Here is a 19,122-nt window from a genome sequence, read left to right as displayed (position 1 = left end):
TTCAGCGGGCGGTCGGTTGAAGGCGTGCAGTCTGCCCCGCCAGGAAGTCCTGCGCAAAGCGCTGCAGCACGCCGCCGGCTTCGTAGACCGACACTTCCTCGGCCGTGTCCAGCCGGCAGCGCACCGGCACGCGCAGCAGCTCGCCGTTGCGGCGATGAACGATGAGATCCCACTGCGCACCGGGCACGCGCTCGCCCTCCACGTCGTAGGTCTCCGTGCCATTCAACCCCAGCGTCAGCCGCGTGGTGCCGGGCAGGAACTCCAGCGGCAGCACGCCCATGCCGATCAGGTTGGTGCGGTGGATGCGCTCGAAACCCTCGGCCACCACCGTCTCCACGCCAGCCAGGCGCACGCCCTTGGCCGCCCAGTCGCGGCTGGAGCCCTGGCCGTAGTCGGCGCCAGCGATGACCACCAGCGGCTGGCGGCGCTGCAGGTAGGTCTCGATGGCCTCCCACATGCGCACCACGCGGCCCTCGGGCTCGATGCGGGCGAGCGATCCCTTCTTGACCTCGCCATCGACCACGGCCATCTCGTTGACCAGCTGCGGATTGGCGAAGGTGGCACGCATGGCCGTGAGGTGGTCGCCGCGGTGCGTGGCGTAGGAGTTGAAGTCCTCCTCCGGCAGGCCCATGCGGGCCAGGTATTCGCCGGCCGCGCTGTCGGCCAGGATGGCGTTCGAGGGCGACAGGTGATCGGTGGTGATGTTGTCCGGCAGCAGGGCCAGCGGCCGCATGCCGCGCAGCGTGCGCGGCTGGGCCGCGAGGGCGCCCATGCCCTCGGTGTCCCAGTAGGGCGGGCGGCGGATGTAGGTGGAATGCGGGCGCCAGTCGTACTGCGGGCTCGTGCGCGCCTCGCCCTCGGCGCGGATGGCGAACATGGGCTCATACACGCGGCGGAACTGCTCGGGCTTGACGCTCGCCGCGACCACGGCGTCGATCTCCTCGTCGCTGGGCCAAAGGTCGGCCAGGCGCAGTTCGCGCCCCTGCCCATCGGTGCCGAGCACGTCGCGCTCGATGTCGAAGCGGATGGTGCCGGCAATGGCATAGGCCACCACCAGCGGCGGCGAGGCCAGGAAGGCCTGCTTGGCATACGGATGGATGCGGCCGTCGAAATTGCGGTTGCCCGACAGCACGGCGGTGGCGTAGAGGTCGCGGTCGACGATCTCCTGCTGGATGGCGGGGTCGAGCGCACCGCTCATGCCGTTGCAGGTGGTGCAGGCGAAGGCCACGATGCCGAAACCCAGCCGCTCCAGTTCGCCGAGCAGGCCGGCGTCCTGCAGGTAGAGCTCCACGGCCCTGGAGCCGGGCGCCAGCGAGGTCTTGACCCAAGGCTTGCGCAGCAGGCCATGGGCATTGGCATTGCGCGCCAGCAGCGCGGCGGCGATGACGTTGCGCGGATTGCTGGTGTTGGTGCAGCTGGTGATGGCGGCGATGACCACGGCGCCATCGGGCAGGCGGCCCGCGGCCTCGTCGGCCCGGCCGGCCGCCAGCTTGGCTGCATCGGCGATGCCGCGCTCGGCCAGGGCACGCGCCGGCAGGCGGCGGTGCGGGTTGGAGGGGCCGGCCAGGTTGCGCTCCACCGTTGCGATGTCAAAGCGCAGCACGCGCTCGTACTCGACCTCTGCCAGCGTGTCGGCCCACAAGCCGGCGACCCTGGCATAGGCCTCCACCAGTTGCACCTGCGCCGGCTCGCGGCCGGTCAGGCGAAGGTAGTCCAGCGTCTGCTCGTCGATGGCGAAGAGCGCGGCGGTGGCGCCGTACTCGGGGCACATGTTGGAGATGGTGGCGCGGTCGCCGATGGACAGGCGCGCCGCGCCCTCGCCGAAGAACTCCACATACGCGCCCACCACCTTCTGCTGGCGCAGGAACTCGGTGAGCGCCAGCACGATGTCGGTGGCGGTGATGCCCGGCTGGCGCTCGCCGACCAGTTCCACGCCGACGATGTCGGGCAGGCGCATCCACGAGGCGCGGCCCAGCATCACGTTCTCCGCCTCCAGGCCGCCCACGCCTACGGCGATCACACCCAGCGCATCGACGTGCGGCGTATGGCTGTCGGTGCCCACGCAGGTGTCGGCATAGGCCACGCCGTCCTGCACGGCCACCACCGGGGACATCTTCTCCAGGTTGATCTGGTGCATGATCCCGTTGCCCGCCGGGATCACCTGCACGTTGTCGAAGGCCCGCTTGGTCCACTCGATGAAGTGGAAGCGGTCCTCGTTGCGGCGGTCCTCGATGGCGCGGTTCCTGGCGAAAGCCTCGGGGTCGAAACCGCCGCACTCCACGGCCAGCGAATGGTCCACGATCAGCTGCACCGGCACCACCGGGTTCACCGCCGCCGGATCGCCGCCTTCGGCCGCGATGGCATCGCGCAGGCCGGCCAGGTCCACCAGCGCGGTCTGGCCCAGGATGTCGTGGCACACCACACGCGCGGGGTACCAGGGAAAGTCCAGGTCGCGGCGGCGTTCGATCAGCTGGCGCAGGTAGTCGTCGAGGCGCGCCGGGTCGGCACGCCGCACCAGGTTCTCGGCATGCACCCGCGCGGTGTAGGGCAGCCGGGCCCAGGCGCCGGGCTGCAGCGCCTCGATGGCGGCGCGGGCGTCGTAGAAATGCAGATCGGTACCGGCAAGCGGCTGGCGGTGAAGACGGTTCATGGGAGCGTGGAGCGGGCGGCGCCTAGGTGCGCCGCCGCGTTGCAAAAGAAGGCCGGGGGCCGGCGCCGGCCGACCGGTTTTTACTGGGCCTGGATGTTGTTGTCGCGCGCCACCTTGGCGTAGCGCGGGATCTCGGCCTTGATCAGCGCGCCGAACTGCTCTGGCGTGCCACCCGCGGGCGAGACGCCCGTGGGCTCCAGCTGCGCGACCAGCTCGGGCGCCTTCAGGCCGGTGTTGATGGCGCCGTTGATCTTGGCCAGCACCGCGGGCGGCAGGTTCTTGGGCGCGATCAGACCGTGCCAGGCCACCACGTCGTAATCGGGCAAGCCGGCTTCGGCGATGGCGGGCAGGTCCGGGTAGGCCGCCAGACGCTGTGCCGTGGTCACGCCCAGGGCGCGCAGCTTGCCGGCCTTCACATGCGGCATCAGCGCCTCGGTGCCGGCGACCAGCAGGTCCACGTTGCCGGCCACCAGGTCGGTCACGGCCGGGCCGGTGCCCTTGTAGGGAATGTGCGTGCCCTTGACCTTGGCCATGCCGAACAGGTATTCGGTCGTGATGTGCAGGTGGCTGCCGTTGCCGGCCGAGGCGAAGCTCAGCTTGCCGGGGTTCTTGCGCATGTAATCCAGCAGCTCCGCCATGTTCTTGGCCGGCACCTTGTTGGGGTTGATGCACAGCACGTAGGCGCCTTTGGACAGCTGGATCACCGGCGTGATGTCGGCCACCGGGTCGAACTTGAGCTTGTACAGCGCCGGGTTGACCGTGTAGCTGCCCGCCACCAGCAGCAACGTGTAGCCGTCCGCGGGCTGGTGCAGCGCGTAGTCCGTCCCCAGCGTGCCGCCGGCGCCGGGCCGGTTGTCGACGATCACCGACTGGCCCACGCCCTTGGCCAGCAGGTTGGAGCCCACACGGGCGATGAAGTCCGAGCCGCCGCCCGGGGCGAAGGGGCACACGATGCGGATCGGCTTGTTGGGATAGCCGTCCTGCGCGGCGGCGTCGAAGCCGAGCGGCAGGGCCAGGCTGGCGAGTCCGGTGTTGAAGAGGCGGCGATTGAGGGTCACGAAGATGTCTCCAGGTTGGCGGGCCGCACCATGCAGCCAGCCGGGCGCGGGATGGTCGGCGTCTCAACCTGACGGGAACCTGCGCGGATCGCGCGCATGAGGGCCATCGCTCAGCCCCGCTGATCCAGCGGCACGAAGGTCCGGTCCTCGGGGCCGGTGTAGACCGCGCTGGGCCGGATGATCTTGTTGTCCTGCCGCTGCTCGATCACATGGGCCGCCCAGCCGCTGGTGCGGGCGATGACGAACAGCGGCGTGAACATGGCTGTGGGCACGCCCATGCGGTGGTAACTCACGGCGCTGAACCAGTCGAGGTTGGGGAACATGCGCTTGGCCTGCCACATGACCGACTCCAGCCGTTCGGCGATGTCGAACAGCCGCAGATCGCCGGCCTGCTGCGACAGCCGCCGCGCCACGCCCTTGATGACGGCGTTGCGCGGATCGGCCACGGTGTAGACCGGGTGGCCAAAGCCGATCACGACCTCCTTCGCGTCCACCCGCCGGCGGATGTCGGCCTCGGCCTCGTCCGGCGTGGCATAGCGCTGCTGCACCTCGAAGGCGACTTCGTTCGCCCCGCCATGCCTGGGGCCGCGCAGCGCGCCGATGGCACCGGCGATGCAGGAGTACATGTCGCTGCCCGTGCCCGCGATGACCCGCGCGGCAAAGGTGCTGGCGTTGAACTCATGCTCGGCATAGAGGTTGAGCGAGGTGTGCATGGCGCGCACCCACGCCTCTCCCGGGCGTTGGCCGTGCAGCAGGTGCAGGAAGTGGCCGGCGATGGCGTCGTCGTCGGTCTCGACCTCGATGCGCCGGCCGTTGGTGCTCCAGTGGTGCCAGTACAGCAGCATCGAGCCCAGGCAGGCCAGCAGGCGGTCGGCGATGTCGCGGGCGCCGGCGGCGCCGTGGCCGTCCTTCTCGGGCAACACGCAGCCCAGGGCCGAGACGCCGGTGCGCATCACGTCCATGGGATGGGCGGCGGCGGGCAGGCGCTCCAGGGCGGCCTTCACGCTGGCGGGCAGGCCGCGCAGGGCCCTCAGCCGCGTCTTGTAGGCCGCCAGTTCTGCGCGGTTGGGCAACGTGCCGTGCACCAGCAGGTGCGCGATCTCCTCGAAGTCGCAGACCTCGGCGATGTCCAGGATGTCGTAGCCGCGGTAGTGCAGATCGTTGCCGCTGCGGCCCACCGTGCACAAGGCCGTGGTGCCAGCGGCCACGCCGGAAAGCGCGACGGACTTCTTGGGCTTGAAGGCGGGCGCGGCTTCCGGCGTGGGGGCAAGGGCGGTGGCAAGGCTCATGGGGCGGGTCTCCTGACGGTGCGCAGCGGCGAAACGCCAGCTTGCAAGGCTTCGCAATCTACGCAGAATGACGCCCTCCCACCAGGACTGAAAAGGCGAATCGGTGCGAACGAAATCGGCAAATCTGCGAATCCTGCGAATCGCTTTCTTAAGGCCGCGCGCATGAAGAAGAGCTTCATGGGCGTGCGCCTGCGCAAGCTGCGGGCCGAGCGCGGCCTCTCGCAGATCGCGATGGCACAGGCGCTTGGCCTGTCGCCCAGCTACCTCAACCAGCTGGAGCAGAACCAGCGCCCCCTCACCGTGGCAGTGCTGCTGCGGCTGAACCGCACGTTGGGCGTCGACATCCAGGCCTTCTCCGAAGACGACGAGGCGCGCCTCGTGGCCGGCCTGCGCGAGGCCCTGGCCGATGCGGCCGAGCCGGTCAGCCTGCCCGAGATGCAGGAGGTGGCCGCCCAGATGCCCGCACTCGGCCGCGCGCTGGTCGCGCTGCACCGCCGTCAACTCGACCTGCAGGCCCAGCTGGAGACCATGGCCCTGCGGCTGGGCGACGACCGGTCGTCCGAACTCGGATTGCCGCGGGCCACGCCCTTCGAGGCGGTGCGCGACTTCTTCTTCTCCCACAAGAACCACTTCGATCCGCTGGACCGCGCGGCCGAGTCGCTGGCGGCGCAGACCCGCGCACGCGGCGGCGCCATGGCGCCGTGGCTGGCGCAGCGCCTGCGCGAGCGGCACGACGTGCGGGTCACGCAGGCCGATGCAACCGGCATCGGCGGCAAGCGGCAGTACGACGCGGCCAGCCGCACGCTGACCCTCTCGCCGCTGCTGGCACCGGCGCAGCAGGCCTTCCAGATGGCGACGCAGCTGGCCTTCCTGGAGATGGACGAGACGCTGTCGGCACTGACGGCCGACGCCCCCTTCGACGCCGACGCGCCGGCCCGCCGGCTGGCGCGCATCGGCCTGGCCAACTACTTCGCCGGCGCGCTGCTGCTGCCCTATGGCGAGTACCTGGAGGCGGCCGAGCGGCTGCGGCACGACATCGACCTGCTGGCGCTGCGCTTCGGCGTGGGCTTCGAGACGGCCTGCCACCGCCTGAGCACGCTGCAACGGCCGGGTGCGCCGGGCGTGCCCTTCTTCTTCGTGCGGGTGGACCGGGCGGGCAACATCTCCAAGCGGCAGTCGGCCACGCACTTCCACTTCAGCCGCACGGGCGGCACCTGCCCGCTGTGGGCGGTGTACGAAGCCTTCAGCCAGCCGGGGCGCATCCTGCCGCAACTGGCCCGCATGCCCGACGGCCGCACCAGCCTGTGGGTGGCGCGCACGGTGGCTGGCGGCAGCCGCGGCTGGGGCGCCCCGCGCCAGACCTTCGCCATCGGCCTGGGCTGCGACATCCGGCATGCGCCTCGCCTGGTCTATGCCGATGGACTGGACCTGCAGGACCCGGCGCGCGCCACGCCCATCGGCATGGGCTGCAAGGTCTGCGAGCGGCGCGACTGCGCGCAGCGCGCCTTTCCCTTCGTCGGCCAGCCGCTCAAGGTGGACGAACAGCGCACCGAATTCATTCCCTATGGTTGCAGCTGATCGCATGCCGAGGGCCGGCCGATGTCGCCCGCGAGCGCCCGGGCAGATGCACCAAAGCCGTGCGCCACGTAGGATGCGGGCGGCGGCCACGACCGCCCCGTACCGGCCGCTCCGAGTCGGCCAGCCTCATCCTGCCGGCACCCGCGCGCGCCGGCATTGCCTGCGTGACCATGCCATCTCTCTCCTGGGCCGATCTGGCGGCCCGCTTCCGTCCCGCCTCCGCCCGGGTGGACGCCCGCGAACGGCTGCGCGCCTTCGCCGGTGCCGGCCTGGGCATCCTGCTCACGGCCCTGATCGCCCGCTGGTGGGCGCTGCGCACCGGCATGAGCGCCCCCTGGCTGGTGGCCCCGCTGGGCGCCAGCGCGGTGCTGGTGTTTGCGGTGCCGGCGAGCCCCCTGGCCCAGCCCTGGGCCGTGGTCGGCGGCAACACGATCTCGGCGCTGGTGGGCAGCGCCTGCGCGTTGCTGATTCCCGACCCGGCCTGGGCCGGCGCCGTGGCGGTGCTGGCGGCCATCGCCGTGATGTTCGCGCTGCGCTGCCTGCATCCGCCGGGCGGCGCCTCGGCGCTGCTGGCGGCGCTGGGCGGCGTGGGCTTCGGCTTCGCGCTCTTTCCGATGCTGGTCGATTCGCTGCTGCTGGTGCTGGCCGGCATGCTCTACAACGGCCTCACGGGGCGGCGCTATCCGCATGCGCCGCAGGCCCCGGCCGCCGCGCCCCCGGGCAGCCGCTTTTCCGCCGCCGACCTGGACGCGGCACTGGCCCACTACAACCAGGTGCTGGACGTGAGCAGCGACGACCTGCAGAACATCCTGCAGTACGCCGAATCGGCCGCCTACGAGCGCAACTTCGGCCACCTGCAATGCGCCGAGGTGATGTCGCCCGAACCGGCGTCGGTGCAGTTCGGCACGCCGCTGGACGAGGCCTGGACGCTGATGCGCGCACGGGGCGTGAAGGCCCTGCCGGTGGTGGATCGTTCGCAGCGCGTGGTGGGCATCCTGACGCGGGCCGACTTCCTGCGCCATGCCGGCTGGGAGCAGCGCGAAGGCGTGGGCGAGCGCCTGCGCACACTGCTGCGGCGCGACGGCCTCACCCATTCCGACAAGCCCGAGACCGTCGGCCAGATCATGACCCGCGAGGTGCGCGTGGTGAGCGGCCACCGCCGCATCGCCGAGCTGGTGCCGCTGTTCGCTGAGGCCGGCCACCACCACCTGCCGGTGATCGATGCCGACAAGCGGCTGGTGGGCATCATCACCCAGTCGGACGTGGTGCGGGCCCTGCACCGCGCCACCCGGCCGGCGGGTTGAGGGCGCGACGCAGCCACGGAGTCGACCATGAAGCCAACAACGATGACGAGACGACACCACGGAACGAAGGCGGCGCCCCCGCCGCGGAAATCGGGCATGCGCCCGCGCCGTGCCCGCCTGACCGTGCTGGTCCTGGCCCTTCTGGCCGGCACGGCGACCAGCGCCCAGGCCGCCGACGAGATGCAGCGCCGCATGGCCGCCTGCACCACCTGCCATGGCCGCGAGGGCCTGGCGACCAATTCCGGCTACTTCCCGCGGCTGGCAGGCAAGCCGGCGGGCTATCTGTACGACCAGCTGCGCAGCTTCCGCGACGGCCGGCGGCAGCAGGCCGACATGAACCACCTGCTGGCCCAGCTCTCCGACGCCTACCTGCGCGAGATGGCCGAGTACTTCGCCGGGCTGGACCTGCCCTACCCGTCACCTACTCCCTCCGACCTGCCGGCCGCCGAGCTGGCACGCGGCCGGGCGCTGGTGGTCGATGGCGATGCGGCCCGCGGCATTCCGGCCTGCGTGCGCTGCCATGGGCCGGCGCTCACCGGCGTGCAGCCGGGCATCCCGGGACTGCTGGGGCTGCCGCGGCTGTACATCGCCTCGCAGCTTGGCGCCTGGGTCACGGGCGACCGGCGCGCCCTGGCGCCCGACTGCATGGCCGAGGTGGGCCGGCGCCTCAAAAGCGAGGACATCCGCGCGGTCGCCGGTTGGCTGGCGGCGCAGCCGGTGCCGGTGAACTACAAGGCCGTACCCGCCTACGCCCTGCCCGCGGGCCTGCCGGTGGCCTGCAGCGCCATGGAGGCGCACCGATGAGCGCGCCCCTTGCTGGCGGGACCGGAGCCCGCCCCTTCGGCTTTCGACGCGTTGCCGTGTGGACCGCACTGGCCCTGGTTGCCGTGCTCGCCGCGCTGGCGACCACCGTGGTGCTGCTCAACCTGCGCGGCGAAGCCCCGATCCGCGAAGACCTGCCGCCGCCCGCGGCCTCGGCCGCGCAGCTCGAGCGCGGCCGCTACCTGGCCATCGTCGGCAACTGCGCCGGCTGCCACACCGCCCGCGGCGGCGCCGCATATGCGGGCGGCCGCGGCATCGAGACGCCCTTCGGCACGCTGTACGCCGGCAACCTCACGCCCGACCCGCTCACCGGCCTCGGCCAGTGGAACGCCGACCATTTCTGGCGCGCGCTGCACCATGGCCGCTCGCGCGACGGGCGGCTGCTGTATCCGGCCTTTCCGTACACCAGCTTCACGCAGGTCACGCGCGAGGATTCGGATGCGCTCTTCGCCTGGCTGCAAAGCCTGCCGCCGGTGACGCAGGCCAACCGGCCGCACACGCTGCGCTTTCCCTACGACACGCAGGCCGCGCTGGCCGTGTGGCGGGCGCTGTTTTTCCGGCCGGCCGAGTTCGTACCCGAGCCCGGCCGCTCGGCCGAACACAACCGCGGCGCCTACCTGGTGCAGGGCCTGGGCCATTGCATCGCCTGCCACGGCGCCCGCAACACGCTGGGCGCGACCGATGTGAGCCGTGGGCTGGCCGGCGGCGTGCTGCCGGGCGAGAACTGGTATGCGCCTGCGCTCGACGCGCCGCATGAGGCGGGCGTGGCCGGCTGGCCGCTGCAGGACATCGTGGCGCTGCTCAAGACCGGCCGCACCGCGCATGGCTCGGTGCTGGGCCCCATGGCCGAGGTGGTGTACCGCAGCACGCAGCACATGAGCGACGCGGATCTGCAGGCGATGGCGCTGTACCTGAAGGAGCTGCCGCAGCAGCCCGTCCAGCCCGCCCCCGCCCAACCACCGCGCCGCAACGAATCGCTGCTGGCCCGCGGCGAGAAGATCTATGCCCAGCAATGCGCCTGGTGCCACGGCGACCAGGGCCAGGGCGAGCCCGGCGCCTTCCCGCCGCTCGCGGGCAACCGGGCCATCAACCTTTCCAACCCGGTGAACCTGGTGCAGGTGGTGCGGCGCGGCGGCTATCCGCCGGCCACCGAGGGCAATCCGCGTCCCTACGGCATGCCGCCCTTCGGCCATGTGCTGAGCGATGAGGACATTGCCGCGGTGCTGAGTTATGTGCGCAACAGCTGGGGCAACACGGGGGCGGAGGTGACGCTGCGCGAGGTGATGCAGCGCTAGAGACGGCGCGTACCAACCGTCCCTCCCACGCTCCCGGCACGATGTTCCTGGGACGCCGGTCGACCGGGTCGGCCCCTCAGCCGCGCCGCCCGAGCGCCTGTGACAGCCGGGCCGACTGTGCCTTGAGCAGTTCCACGAAGCGGCGCACACAGGCCGCATCGACCCGAACGCTGGGCCCGAAGACGGCCAATGAGCCGATCACCCGCCCATCGCCCAGGAAGACCGGCACGGCCACCGCCACCGCACCCTTGATGAGCTCGTCGCGGCTGACTTCGTAGCCCTGCTCGCGGACCTGCTGCAGACGCTGGCGCAGGGCGTCGCCCTCAGTGCCGGCAGGCAGGTGCGCCTCGGGTGCCTGCAGATGCGCCAGGATCACGCGCCCGCTGGCACCGCGGGCCACGACGTCGCGGTGGCCGACACCGCGCTTGAAACTCAGCGGCTGGGCGCTGGGCAGTTCGGCGACGCAGACACGGTGATCGCCCTGGTGCAGCAGCAGCGCGACGGTTTCGCCCGTCTGCGCCCACAAGGCCTGCAGCATGGGCTGGGCCAGCGCCGCCACATCGAGGCCGGTGCTCCACACATGCGCCAACTGGGCCACCGACGCCCCCAATCCAAATCGCTGGGGCTCGCCGCTGGACACGATGAAGCCCCTGTTCTCCAGCGTGCGCAGCAGCCGGTAGAGCGTGGGCCGGCTCAGGTCCACCCGCTTGAGCAATTCGCCCGCCGTCAGCGCCTGGTCGCCCGGCCCGAAGGCCAGCAGGATGTCCAGGGCACGTTCCACGGCGCGTACGCCCTCACCCGATTTTTCTTCTGCGTCCAAGCGAGCACTCCAGTGTTGGGTCGGGGATTGTCACCATCCGATTGTCCATCAGATGGACAACAAGACCATCTGTTGACCATGATCAAAAGAGTCCGCACAATGGATACATGTCCGCCAAACGGACTTCCTATGACGATGGAGAACACACGATGAACAAGGAAATGTCCGAGACCCTTACCCGCGTCGGCCCGGGTACCCGCATGGGCGAGCTGCTGCGCCGGTACTGGGTGCCGGCCCTGATGTCCAGCGAGATCGCCGAGCCCGACGGCCCGCAGGTGCGTGTCCAGCTCCTGGGCGAGAAGCTGCTGGCCTTCCGCAACACCGACGGCCGCGCCTGCTTGATCGGGGAGTTCTGCTCGCATCGGGGCGTGTCGCTCTACTTCGGCCGCAACGAGGAGAACGGCATCCGCTGTGCCTATCACGGCGTCAAGTTCGACGGCGATGGCCACTGCGTGGACGTGCCCTCCTCGCCCCAGTCCTGCGCACGCATGCACATCAAGGGCTATCCATGCATCGAGCGCGGCGGCGTGGTGTGGGCCTACATGGGGCCCGAAGGCCAGCAGCCGGAACTGCCGGAGGTCGAGTGGTGCACGCTGCCCCCTGAGCAGGTGTTCGTCTCCAAGCGGCTGCAGTACAGCAACTGGCTGCAGGCCATGGAAGGCGGCATCGACACGGCGCATGTGTCGTACGTCCATCGCTACGAGGTCGACTCCGACCCCATGCACCAGGGCGTCAAGGCGCTCGACTACATCAAGGCCGATGGCAACGTGATCTTCGAGATCGAGAGGACGCCGTTCGGCCTGAGCCTGTTCGGCCGGCGCAACGGCGAGCCGGACTCCTACTACTGGCGCATCACGCAGTGGCTGTTCCCGTGGTTCACGCTGATCGCCCCCTTCGGCGAACACGCGCTGGCGGGTCATGTCTGGGTGCCCATCGACGACCACCATTGCTGGGCCTGGAGCATCAACTGGCGGCCCGACCGCGCGCTGAGCGAAGAGGAACTCGAGGCCATGCGCGCCGGCAAGGGCATCCATGTGGAATACGAGGCCCCGGGCAGCTTCGTGCCCGCAGCCAACCGCGACAACGACTACATGATCGACCGCGTCGCCCAGCGCGAGCAGCGCTCGTACAGCGGCGTATTCGGCTTCTCGGCGCAGGACTATTCGCTGCAGGAGAGCATGGGCCCGATCCAGGATCACGAAGCCGAGCGCCTGCTGCCCACCGACAAGGCCATCGTGATGGCGCGCCGCATGCTCAATGAAGCGGCGCTGGGCCTTGAACAGGGCGAGGCACCGCCGGCCCTCGATTCGCAGGCGCAGCGCGTGCGCCCGGCCGGTGTGCTGCTTCCCCGCGAGCAGAGCCCGCTGGCGTGGGCCCGCACGGAACTGGCCGACAGCACGCGCAAACCGGTCTTCAGCCTCTGAAGCCGGCCTTCGCCCCACGAACGACAGGAGACACCATGCGAATTCCCAAGACACTCGCCCTGGCCGTGCTGGCCGCGGCCTGCGCCACCTCGGCCTGGGCCGCCGACGCTGCCCCCGACTGGAAGCCCAGTCGGCCGGTGCGCATCATCGTGCCCATCGTCGGCAGCACGAACGACGTGCTGGCCCGACTGGTCGCGCCCAAGCTGCAGGAAGCCTTCGGCCAACCCTTCGTGGTCGAGAACAAGGGCGGCGCCGGCGGCAACATCGGGGCCGCCGAGGTCGCCCGCGCCGCCCCGGACGGCCAGACGCTGCTGGTGGGCTACAACGGGCCGCTGGCCATCAACGTCACGCTGTTCGACAAGATGCCCTTCGACCCGCGCAAGGACCTGGCGCCCATCGTGCTCGCCGTGAAGTCGCCGCAATACCTGGTGGTCAATCCTTCCACGGGCATTCGCGATGTGCGTGACTTCATCGCCAAGGCCAAGGCCAATCCGGCCAAGTATTCCTATGGCTCGGTGTCGATGGGCAGCGCCTCGCACCTGACGATGGAGATGATGAAGTCGGCCGCCGACTTCCGGATGACCCATGTGCCCTACCGCGGCGCGGGCCCGGCCGTGGCCGACCTGCTGGCCGGCAATGTGCAGGCCGGTTTCTTCGTGCCGGGCAATGTGCAGGGCTTCGTGAAGGACGGGCGCCTGAAGCTGCTGGCCACGAGCGGCGCCAAGCGCTTTCCCAGCACACCCGACGTGCCCACCCTGGCCGAGTCGGGCCTGAAGGATTTCGAGGCCACGTCGTGGATAGGCTTCCTGGCGCCCGGAGGCACGCCGCCGAACATCATCAAGCGCTACAACGAGGAGTTCGTGCGCATCCTCGCCATGCCCGACATCAAGGCCCGGCTGGAAGAGATGGAGTTCGAGGTGGTCGCAGGAACGCCGCAGGACTTCGGCCGCTGGATCGACACCGAGATCGGCCGCTGGGGCAAGGTGATCAAGGACACCGGCGCGAAGGTGGACTGACGATGGCCCTGACGAATTCCGCACGCCTGGCCGGCAAGGTTGCCATCATCACCGGCGCGGGCGCCGGCATCGGGGCGGCGACGAGCCGGTTGTTCTGCCGCGAGGGCGCTCGCGTGGCGCTGGTAGACGCCGACGCCGAAGCGCTGGCCCGGACGCAGTCGATGCTTCGCGAGGAATTTCCCGACTCGCTCACGCTGACCCTGGCGGCCGACGTCCGCGACGAGGCCGCCGCCACCGAGCTGGTGGCGCGATGCATGCGCGACTGGGGCGGCCTGCATGTCCTGGTCAACAACGCCGCGATGCGCAACTACAGCGCGGTCGACGCACTCACGGCCGAGCAGTGGCAGGCCATGGTCGCGGTCAATCTGGTCGGCATGAGCCAGTACTGCAAGGCGGCCCTTCCAGCATTGCGCACAAGCGGTTGCGGTGCCGTGGTGAACGTGTCGTCGTGCTACGCCGTGACGGGCCGCAAGGGCATGGCGCTGTATGACGCGACCAAGGCGGCGCAGCTGGCCTTCACCCGCACGCTGGCCTTCGAGGAGGCACCGAACGGCGTGCGCGCCAATGCTATCTGCCCCGGCTCGACGCTCACGGACTTCCACGTGCAACGAGCCACCACGTCGGGCAAGTCGGTGGAACAACTGCGCACCGAACGCAGCACCAGCTCGTTGATCGGGCGATGGGCCGATCCGATGGAGATCGCGCACCCGATCCTGTGGCTGGCCTCGGACGAGGCGTCCTTCATCACCGGCACCACGCTGATGGTGGACGGCGGCCTGCACATCATGTGAGGCCCCTGCATGTCTTTGCTTCGCGCACGGGTCCACACGATGCGCCACGAGGCCGATGGCATCGTCAGCGTCGAATTCCGCCCGGCCACGGCCGGCGTGAGCTTCCCGGCCTTTGCTGCCGGCTCGCACATCGACCTGCATCTGTCCAACGGCCTGGTGCGCAGCTACTCGCTGTGCAACCCCTGCAGCGACAGCGGTCGCTACGTGGTGGGCGTGCTCAACGACCGCAACAGCCGAGGCGGCTCGCGCTTCGTGCACCAGCAACTGCGCGTGGGCCAGGTGATCGACATCTCCGCCCCGCGCAACAACTTCGAACTGCACGAGGATGCACCGAAGAGCGTGCTGGTGGCCGGCGGCATCGGCGTGACGCCGATCTTCTGCATGCTGCAGCGCCTGGTGGCCCTGGGCCGGCCGGTGGAGCTGGTGTATTGCGCCCGCACCCGCAAGGAAGCCGCCTTCGTCGAGCCCATCACCGCGCTGGCCGCCGAGGCCAAGGTGCCCGTGACCTGGCACTTCGACGACGAGCAGGGCGGCCCGCCCAAGCTGGCCCAGCTGCTGGAAGGCCGCGGTACCGACAGCCACCTCTACTGCTGTGGCCCGACGCCCATGCTCGATGCGTTCGAAAAGGCCGGCGAGCAGCTGGGCTACGCCAACGCCCACATCGAGCGCTTCGCCACCGTGGTGGTCGAGTCGCCGGTGGAGACGCATGGCTTCGAGGCGGTCTGCGAGAAGAGCGGGACGACGGTGCCGGTGCCGGGCGGCAAGTCCATCCTGGACGCGCTGATCGACGCCGGCCTCAACCCCGACCACAGCTGCAAGGAAGGCGTCTGCGGCGCCTGCGAGACGCCCGTGCTCGACTTCGACGGCGAACTGGACCACCAGGACGGCATCCTTACCAAGATCGAGCGCCAGTCGGGCAAGACGATGATGATCTGCGTCTCGCGCTGCACGGGCAAGCGGCTGGTGCTGGACGTCTGAGACGCCCGTCCCGGCGCCCTGCCGGACCCGACCCGCCGCTCAGGCCAAGCCGCAGCGCGAGTGCTTCACGCTTGTGCAGTCAGTTCCTCGGGGCAGTGCAGGGTCGCCAGACTGTCTCAGTTGTCGAGCGTCAGCTTCTGCTTCTGCACCACGTCCTTGTAGACGGCGTACTCGGCCTTGATCTGTTCGGCGAACTGCTCGGGCGTGTTGGCCACGATGATCGAGCCGGTGTCCTCGATGCGCTTGCGCACGGCCTGGTCTTCCAGCGCCTTCTTGGTGCCGGCGCTGATCTTGTCGACCACGTCCTTGGGCAGGCCCTTGGGCCCGAGGATGCCGTAGTAGGCCATGCGGTTCACCGGCTCCAGGCCCACTTCCTTGAAGGTGGGCACATTGGGCAGTTCCTTCAGGCGCTGCGGTGCGGCCACCACGATGGGCACCAGCTTGCCGGCCTTGATGAAGGGCAGCGCCGAAGGCAGGTTGTCGAAGATCATGGGCACCTGGCCCGCCACCACGTCGTTGAGGGCCGGACCGGCGCCGCGGTAGGGAATGTGCGTGATGAAGGTGCCGGTCACGCTCTTGTACAGCTCCATCAGCAGGTGGCCGATGCCGCCCGTGCCGGAGGTGCCGTACGAATACTTGCCGGGGTTCTTCTTCAGCTCGGCGATGAAGCCCGCATAGTCCTTGGCCGGGAAGCTGGGGTTCACGGCGATCACGTTGGGCGTGGCCGCGATGTTGATGATGGGCGTGAAGTCCGTCAGCGGGTTGTACGGCGTCTTGGGGTTGATCGCCGGATTGGCGGCCGTGCTGGACACGGTGGCCACGCCCAGCTTGTAGCCGTCGGGCGTGGCACGCGCGGTTTCCAGCGCGCCCACGGCGCCGCCGCCACCCGCCTTGTTGGTGACCACCACCGGGTGGCCGAGGATCTTGCCCAGCGGATCGGCGATGACGCGGCCCACGATGTCGGTGGTGCCGCCGGGGGCGAAGGGCACCTGCAGCTCGATCGGCCGCTCGGGATAGCCTTGCGCGAATGCGGCGGGCGCCGCAACGAGGGCGGCGAGCACGGCGCCACTCGCCAATGCCTTCCAGGGACTGCGTTGCATGGTTGTTTCCTTTGTCGTGATCGGGAGCGGCCTCGTTGCGGGCCGGCCGGCAGTGTGGCGCGGCGGCGGCGCGGCGTCGTCCGTAGCCGCGGGCCCGCGGCCTCCGTGGGGCTACGCAGGGGTTATCCCCAATCCCGGGAAGCGCCGTTCTACAGGCCGTGCTCGCGCAGGAAGCGGTACAGCCCGTGGCTGTTGGCCACGCCCAGCTTGGCGAAGACATGGGCGCGGTGGGTCTCGATGGTGCGCAGCTCCACCGGGGCCAGCTCCTGCGCGATCTCCTTGTTGGGCTTGCCCTCGGCCACCAGCCGCGCCACCTGCATCTCGCGCGGCGTGAGCTTCTGCCACAGCGCCTGGGCGGCTTGCAGCGCCTGACGGCGCTCGGCCCCGGCCTGGGCCTTCTCCAGCGCCTTGGCGACGGCGGCCAGCAGCCGCTCGTCGTTGCAGGGCTTTTCGAGCCAGCCCAGGGCGCCGTTCTGCACCGCCTCCACGGCCATGGGGATGTCGCCGTGGCCGGAGAGGAAGAGCACCTCCAGCGCGCTGTCCCGCTCGCGCAGCGCGTCGAAGACCTGCAGCCCGCTCATGCCACCCAGCCGCAGGTCGAGGATCACGCAGCCCGGATGCTGCAGATCGGCCCCGGCCAGGAAGTCCTCGCCGCTCTCGAAGGTGCGCACGGCATAGCCGCGCGACAGCAGCAGCAAGCCCAGCGAGCGGCGCACGGCTTCGTCGTCGTCGACGACGCACAGGTTGTTGGCGGGCAGGGTCATGGTGGGGCGATGGGCAGTTCGAGCGTGAAGACGGTGCCGCCGCCCTCGCGCCCGGCAAAGGTGAGGCGGCCGCGGTGGGCCTCGACGATGGTGCGGCAGATGTTCAGGCCCAGGCCGAGCCCGCCTGCCCGCGTGGTGAAGAAGGGTGCGAACACCTGGTCGGCGATGGCCGGGTCGATGCCGGTGCCACGGTCGGCCACGCGCAACTGGATGCCGCCTTCGCGCCGCTCGGCGTCGATCTCGAGCCGGCGTTCGGCAGGCGGCACCCCGCGCATGGCATGCAGGCTGTTGGAGACGAGGTTGAGCAGCACCTGCTCCAGCAGCACGCGGTCGCCGCGCAGCAGCGGCAGGTCGCCGGGGATGCGCACCTCGGGCACCACCTGGCCTTCGCGCAGCTCGCCGCGCAGCAGGGCCAGCGCCTGGGCGACCAGCGTGGCGACGGCGCAGTCCTCGGCGCCGGCCGTGCGCTGGCGGACGAAGCCGCGGATGCGCCGCACGATCTCGGCGCTGCGCTGGGCCTGGGCGATGGTGTCGTCCAGGCTCTGGGCCAGCAGCGCACCCTCGCCGCGCTGCGCGAAGGCCTTCGCAGCACTCGCAAAGCTGCTCAGCGCCATCAGCGGCTGGTTCAGCTCATGGGCCAGCGTGGAAGCCATCTCGCCGAGGCTGGCCATGCGCTGGGCATGTTGCAGCTGGGCTTCATTCTGGCGCTGCTGCAGCTCGGCACGCCTCTGCTCGGTCACGTCGACCACCGAACTCATCCAGCCCGCGTGCCGGCCTTCGGCATCGATCAGCGGCGCCGTGTAGACCATGGTGATGACCTCGTGCCCGTCCTTGTGCCGCAGCCGCGACTCGTGGCCGGACTGCGAGGGCTGGCCGCTCATCATGGCCTCGTAGTGGTGCCAGTGGCGTGTGACCTCGTCGGGATGCCAGTAGGGATAGGGCGGCAGCCGGCCAAGCAGCTCGCCCGCTTCAAAGCCGGTCATCTGGCAGAAGGCGGGGTTGACGTAGGTGATGCGCCCCTCCATGTCGCGCGCACGCATGCCCACGGGCAGCGCGTCTTCCATCGCCTTGCGGAAGGCATGCGCCTCGCCCAGTGCGTGGGTGCGCTCCTCGACACGCAACTCCAGCTCGCGGCGGGCGTCGCGCTGCTCGGCAAAGCGTCGCTCGCGCAGGCGCCAATAAAGGCCGGCCAGCAGCAGCAAGCTCAGGCAGAGCAGTGCCACCATCCAGGCGCTCTCGCGCGTGCGCAGCACCTGGTCATGATCGGCCATGACCGTGAGCGTCCACGGCAGGTCTTCCACCGGCTCGCTCACAGCCAGGAAGTAGCGCGCCTGACCATCGATCTGCGTGCGGATCAGCGCGCCCGGTCGATCGCCATCCGGCGTCACCTTCCAGGGCAGCTGTGGAAAGCGCGCGAGCGGCCCATACTGCTGGTCGCGCCGCACCTGCGCCAATGCCGGCGGGTCGACTGGTCGCGTCGCGTGGTAGAGCCATTGCGGCACCGAGCTGAGAAAGACGATGCCGCGCGCGTCCGTGAGCAGGATCGGGTCTTTGGCAATGCGCCACGACTCCTGAAGTTGGCGCAGGCTGACCTTGACGGTGACGACGCCCAGTACCCCGCCATCACCGCCGCGCACCGGCGCCGAGATGAAAAGGCCCGGCTCGCCGGTCGTCTGGCCCACGCCATAGAAGCGACCACTACGACCCGCCAGTGCTTCGGTGAAGTAAGGGCGATTGGCATACGAATGACCAACAAAGCTGTGTGGTGCCACCCAATTGCTGGCGGCCAGCGTGACCCCTTGCCGGTCGATGAGGTAGAGCACATCGGAGCCGGCGAGGCGGTTGAGTTCCTCGAGATAGAGGTTGGTGCTCCGGCCGAGCGCAACGTCTTTGGGAGATCTCAGCAGTGCCAGCACCACCGGATGGAGCGCCGCGGCAAACGGCAGATGCCGATAGCGGCCGGTGGCATCACGCAGGCCGGAGAGTTGCACCTCGGCCGCGCGTCGGATCTCATCGGCTTGGTTGCGTGCCGCACGGCTGGCGGCCCATTCGCCGGTCAGGGCGATGACGAGGACCGCCAGGCCGAGCACGATTGCCCAGGCCGCGGGCCGACGAAAACGCCTGACGGCGCCGCGTGCGCACAAGTCGAATGCGAATGGAGCGGAGTTGGGCGGCATGGCGGGCCGCGATTTTCATCCAACGCTGCCTGCGGGGTACGGAAGACCAGCCCCCT

Annotated in this window: 15 protein-coding genes; 8 read left to right on the top strand and 7 right to left on the bottom strand. The window is 70.0% G+C overall.

The genetic code is table 11. The annotated features are described in order from the left end of the window. Position 1: 1 nt before the first annotated feature. The 3 genes from acnD to prpC all read right to left on the bottom strand — a co-directional run bounded on the left by acnD (position 2) and on the right by prpC (position 4,997). A complete protein-coding gene (gene acnD / locus DFR41_RS18575) occupies positions 2-2,650 on the bottom strand; it encodes a Fe/S-dependent 2-methylisocitrate dehydratase AcnD (RefSeq protein ID WP_114803835.1) in 2,649 nt (882 codons plus the stop codon). Between the two features lie 80 nt (positions 2,651-2,730). After that, positions 2,731-3,708, bottom strand: coding sequence for a tripartite tricarboxylate transporter substrate binding protein (locus DFR41_RS18570; protein ID WP_017761495.1), 978 nt, complete (start codon positions 3,706-3,708; stop codon positions 2,731-2,733). A gap of 110 nt (positions 3,709-3,818) precedes the next feature. Further along, complete coding sequence (gene prpC, locus DFR41_RS18565) at positions 3,819-4,997, bottom strand: bifunctional 2-methylcitrate synthase/citrate synthase (RefSeq protein ID WP_114803834.1); 1,179 nt, start codon at positions 4,995-4,997, stop codon at positions 3,819-3,821. A gap of 162 nt (positions 4,998-5,159) precedes the next feature. On the opposite strand from prpC, the gene DFR41_RS18560 reads away from it, so the two are divergent. The 4 genes from DFR41_RS18560 to DFR41_RS18545 all read left to right on the top strand — a co-directional run bounded on the left by DFR41_RS18560 (position 5,160) and on the right by DFR41_RS18545 (position 9,996). Beyond that, positions 5,160-6,575, top strand: a complete 1,416-nt coding sequence (locus DFR41_RS18560; protein WP_114803833.1) for a short-chain fatty acyl-CoA regulator family protein — start codon at positions 5,160-5,162, stop codon at positions 6,573-6,575. A gap of 170 nt (positions 6,576-6,745) precedes the next feature. Next, positions 6,746-7,879, top strand: a complete 1,134-nt coding sequence (locus DFR41_RS18555) for an HPP family protein (protein ID WP_114803987.1) — start codon at positions 6,746-6,748, stop codon at positions 7,877-7,879. Positions 7,880-7,975: 96 nt separating this feature from the next. Beyond that, positions 7,976-8,683: a c-type cytochrome gene (locus DFR41_RS18550; RefSeq protein WP_114803832.1), complete on the top strand. Its 708-nt coding sequence runs from the start codon at positions 7,976-7,978 to the stop codon at positions 8,681-8,683. Next, positions 8,680-9,996, top strand: coding sequence for a c-type cytochrome (locus DFR41_RS18545; protein ID WP_114803831.1), 1,317 nt, complete (start codon positions 8,680-8,682; stop codon positions 9,994-9,996). Before DFR41_RS18550 ends, DFR41_RS18545 begins: the two co-directional genes overlap by 4 nt. A 76-nt stretch (positions 9,997-10,072) precedes the next feature. Here DFR41_RS18545 and DFR41_RS18540 read toward each other — a convergent pair whose 3' ends face one another. Next, on the bottom strand, positions 10,073-10,816 hold the full coding sequence (locus tag DFR41_RS18540) for an IclR family transcriptional regulator (RefSeq protein ID WP_114803830.1): 744 nt from the start codon (positions 10,814-10,816) through the stop codon (positions 10,073-10,075). A 149-nt stretch (positions 10,817-10,965) separates the two neighbouring features. Between DFR41_RS18540 and DFR41_RS18535 the strand changes: the two genes are divergently transcribed. The 4 genes from DFR41_RS18535 to DFR41_RS18520 are packed head-to-tail and all read left to right on the top strand — an operon-like array spanning position 10,966 to position 15,025. Further along, entirely contained in the window at positions 10,966-12,240 is a 1,275-nt protein-coding gene (locus tag DFR41_RS18535; protein ID WP_017760176.1) for an aromatic ring-hydroxylating dioxygenase subunit alpha, read from the top strand. Positions 12,241-12,275: 35 nt separating this feature from the next. Continuing rightward, positions 12,276-13,256, top strand: coding sequence for a Bug family tripartite tricarboxylate transporter substrate binding protein (locus DFR41_RS18530; protein ID WP_017760177.1), 981 nt, complete (start codon positions 12,276-12,278; stop codon positions 13,254-13,256). A 2-nt stretch (positions 13,257-13,258) separates the two neighbouring features. Further along, positions 13,259-14,047, top strand: coding sequence for an SDR family NAD(P)-dependent oxidoreductase (locus tag DFR41_RS18525; RefSeq protein WP_114803829.1), 789 nt, complete (start codon positions 13,259-13,261; stop codon positions 14,045-14,047). A 9-nt stretch (positions 14,048-14,056) separates the two neighbouring features. Then, complete coding sequence (locus DFR41_RS18520; protein WP_114803828.1) at positions 14,057-15,025, top strand: PDR/VanB family oxidoreductase; 969 nt, start codon at positions 14,057-14,059, stop codon at positions 15,023-15,025. 116 nt (positions 15,026-15,141) lie between these two features. Here DFR41_RS18520 and DFR41_RS18515 read toward each other — a convergent pair whose 3' ends face one another. The 3 genes from DFR41_RS18515 to DFR41_RS18505 form a co-directional block, all read right to left on the bottom strand. Beyond that, positions 15,142-16,125 (bottom strand): tripartite tricarboxylate transporter substrate binding protein BugE, encoded by a 984-nt coding sequence (locus DFR41_RS18515; RefSeq protein ID WP_114803827.1) that lies wholly within the window; start codon positions 16,123-16,125, stop codon positions 15,142-15,144. Between the two features lie 149 nt (positions 16,126-16,274). Further along, entirely contained in the window at positions 16,275-16,889 is a 615-nt protein-coding gene (locus tag DFR41_RS18510; protein ID WP_114803826.1) for a response regulator transcription factor, read from the bottom strand. Next, positions 16,886-19,066 (bottom strand): sensor histidine kinase, encoded by a 2,181-nt coding sequence (locus tag DFR41_RS18505; RefSeq protein WP_114803825.1) that lies wholly within the window; start codon positions 19,064-19,066, stop codon positions 16,886-16,888. The genes DFR41_RS18510 and DFR41_RS18505 overlap by 4 nt, the downstream gene beginning before the upstream one ends. Positions 19,067-19,122 lie beyond the last annotated feature (56 nt).

Source organism: Pseudacidovorax intermedius, assembly GCF_003350475.1.
GTDB lineage: Bacteria > Pseudomonadota > Gammaproteobacteria > Burkholderiales > Burkholderiaceae_C > Xenophilus > Xenophilus intermedius.
The sequence above is the reverse complement of the archived record's forward strand: the minus strand, read 5'-3'. Positions and strand labels throughout refer to the sequence as shown.

What these genes read in the sequence shown, in the direction of transcription:
- acnD (WP_114803835.1), bottom strand. Translation starts at nt 2,650, where the DNA reads ATGAACCGTCTTCACCGCCAGCCGCTTGCCGGTACCGATCTGCATTTC.
- prpC (WP_114803834.1), bottom strand. Translation starts at nt 4,997, where the DNA reads ATGAGCCTTGCCACCGCCCTTGCCCCCACGCCGGAAGCCGCGCCCGCC.
- DFR41_RS18560 (WP_114803833.1), top strand. Translation starts at nt 5,160, where the DNA reads ATGAAGAAGAGCTTCATGGGCGTGCGCCTGCGCAAGCTGCGGGCCGAG.
- DFR41_RS18555 (WP_114803987.1), top strand. Translation starts at nt 6,746, where the DNA reads ATGCCATCTCTCTCCTGGGCCGATCTGGCGGCCCGCTTCCGTCCCGCC.
- DFR41_RS18550 (WP_114803832.1), top strand. Translation starts at nt 7,976, where the DNA reads ATGCGCCCGCGCCGTGCCCGCCTGACCGTGCTGGTCCTGGCCCTTCTG.
- DFR41_RS18545 (WP_114803831.1), top strand. Translation starts at nt 8,680, where the DNA reads ATGAGCGCGCCCCTTGCTGGCGGGACCGGAGCCCGCCCCTTCGGCTTT.
- DFR41_RS18535 (WP_017760176.1), top strand. Translation starts at nt 10,966, where the DNA reads ATGAACAAGGAAATGTCCGAGACCCTTACCCGCGTCGGCCCGGGTACC.
- DFR41_RS18530 (WP_017760177.1), top strand. Translation starts at nt 12,276, where the DNA reads ATGCGAATTCCCAAGACACTCGCCCTGGCCGTGCTGGCCGCGGCCTGC.
- DFR41_RS18525 (WP_114803829.1), top strand. Translation starts at nt 13,259, where the DNA reads ATGGCCCTGACGAATTCCGCACGCCTGGCCGGCAAGGTTGCCATCATC.
- DFR41_RS18520 (WP_114803828.1), top strand. Translation starts at nt 14,057, where the DNA reads ATGTCTTTGCTTCGCGCACGGGTCCACACGATGCGCCACGAGGCCGAT.
- DFR41_RS18515 (WP_114803827.1), bottom strand. Translation starts at nt 16,125, where the DNA reads ATGCAACGCAGTCCCTGGAAGGCATTGGCGAGTGGCGCCGTGCTCGCC.
- DFR41_RS18510 (WP_114803826.1), bottom strand. Translation starts at nt 16,889, where the DNA reads ATGACCCTGCCCGCCAACAACCTGTGCGTCGTCGACGACGACGAAGCC.
- DFR41_RS18505 (WP_114803825.1), bottom strand. Translation starts at nt 19,066, where the DNA reads ATGCCGCCCAACTCCGCTCCATTCGCATTCGACTTGTGCGCACGCGGC.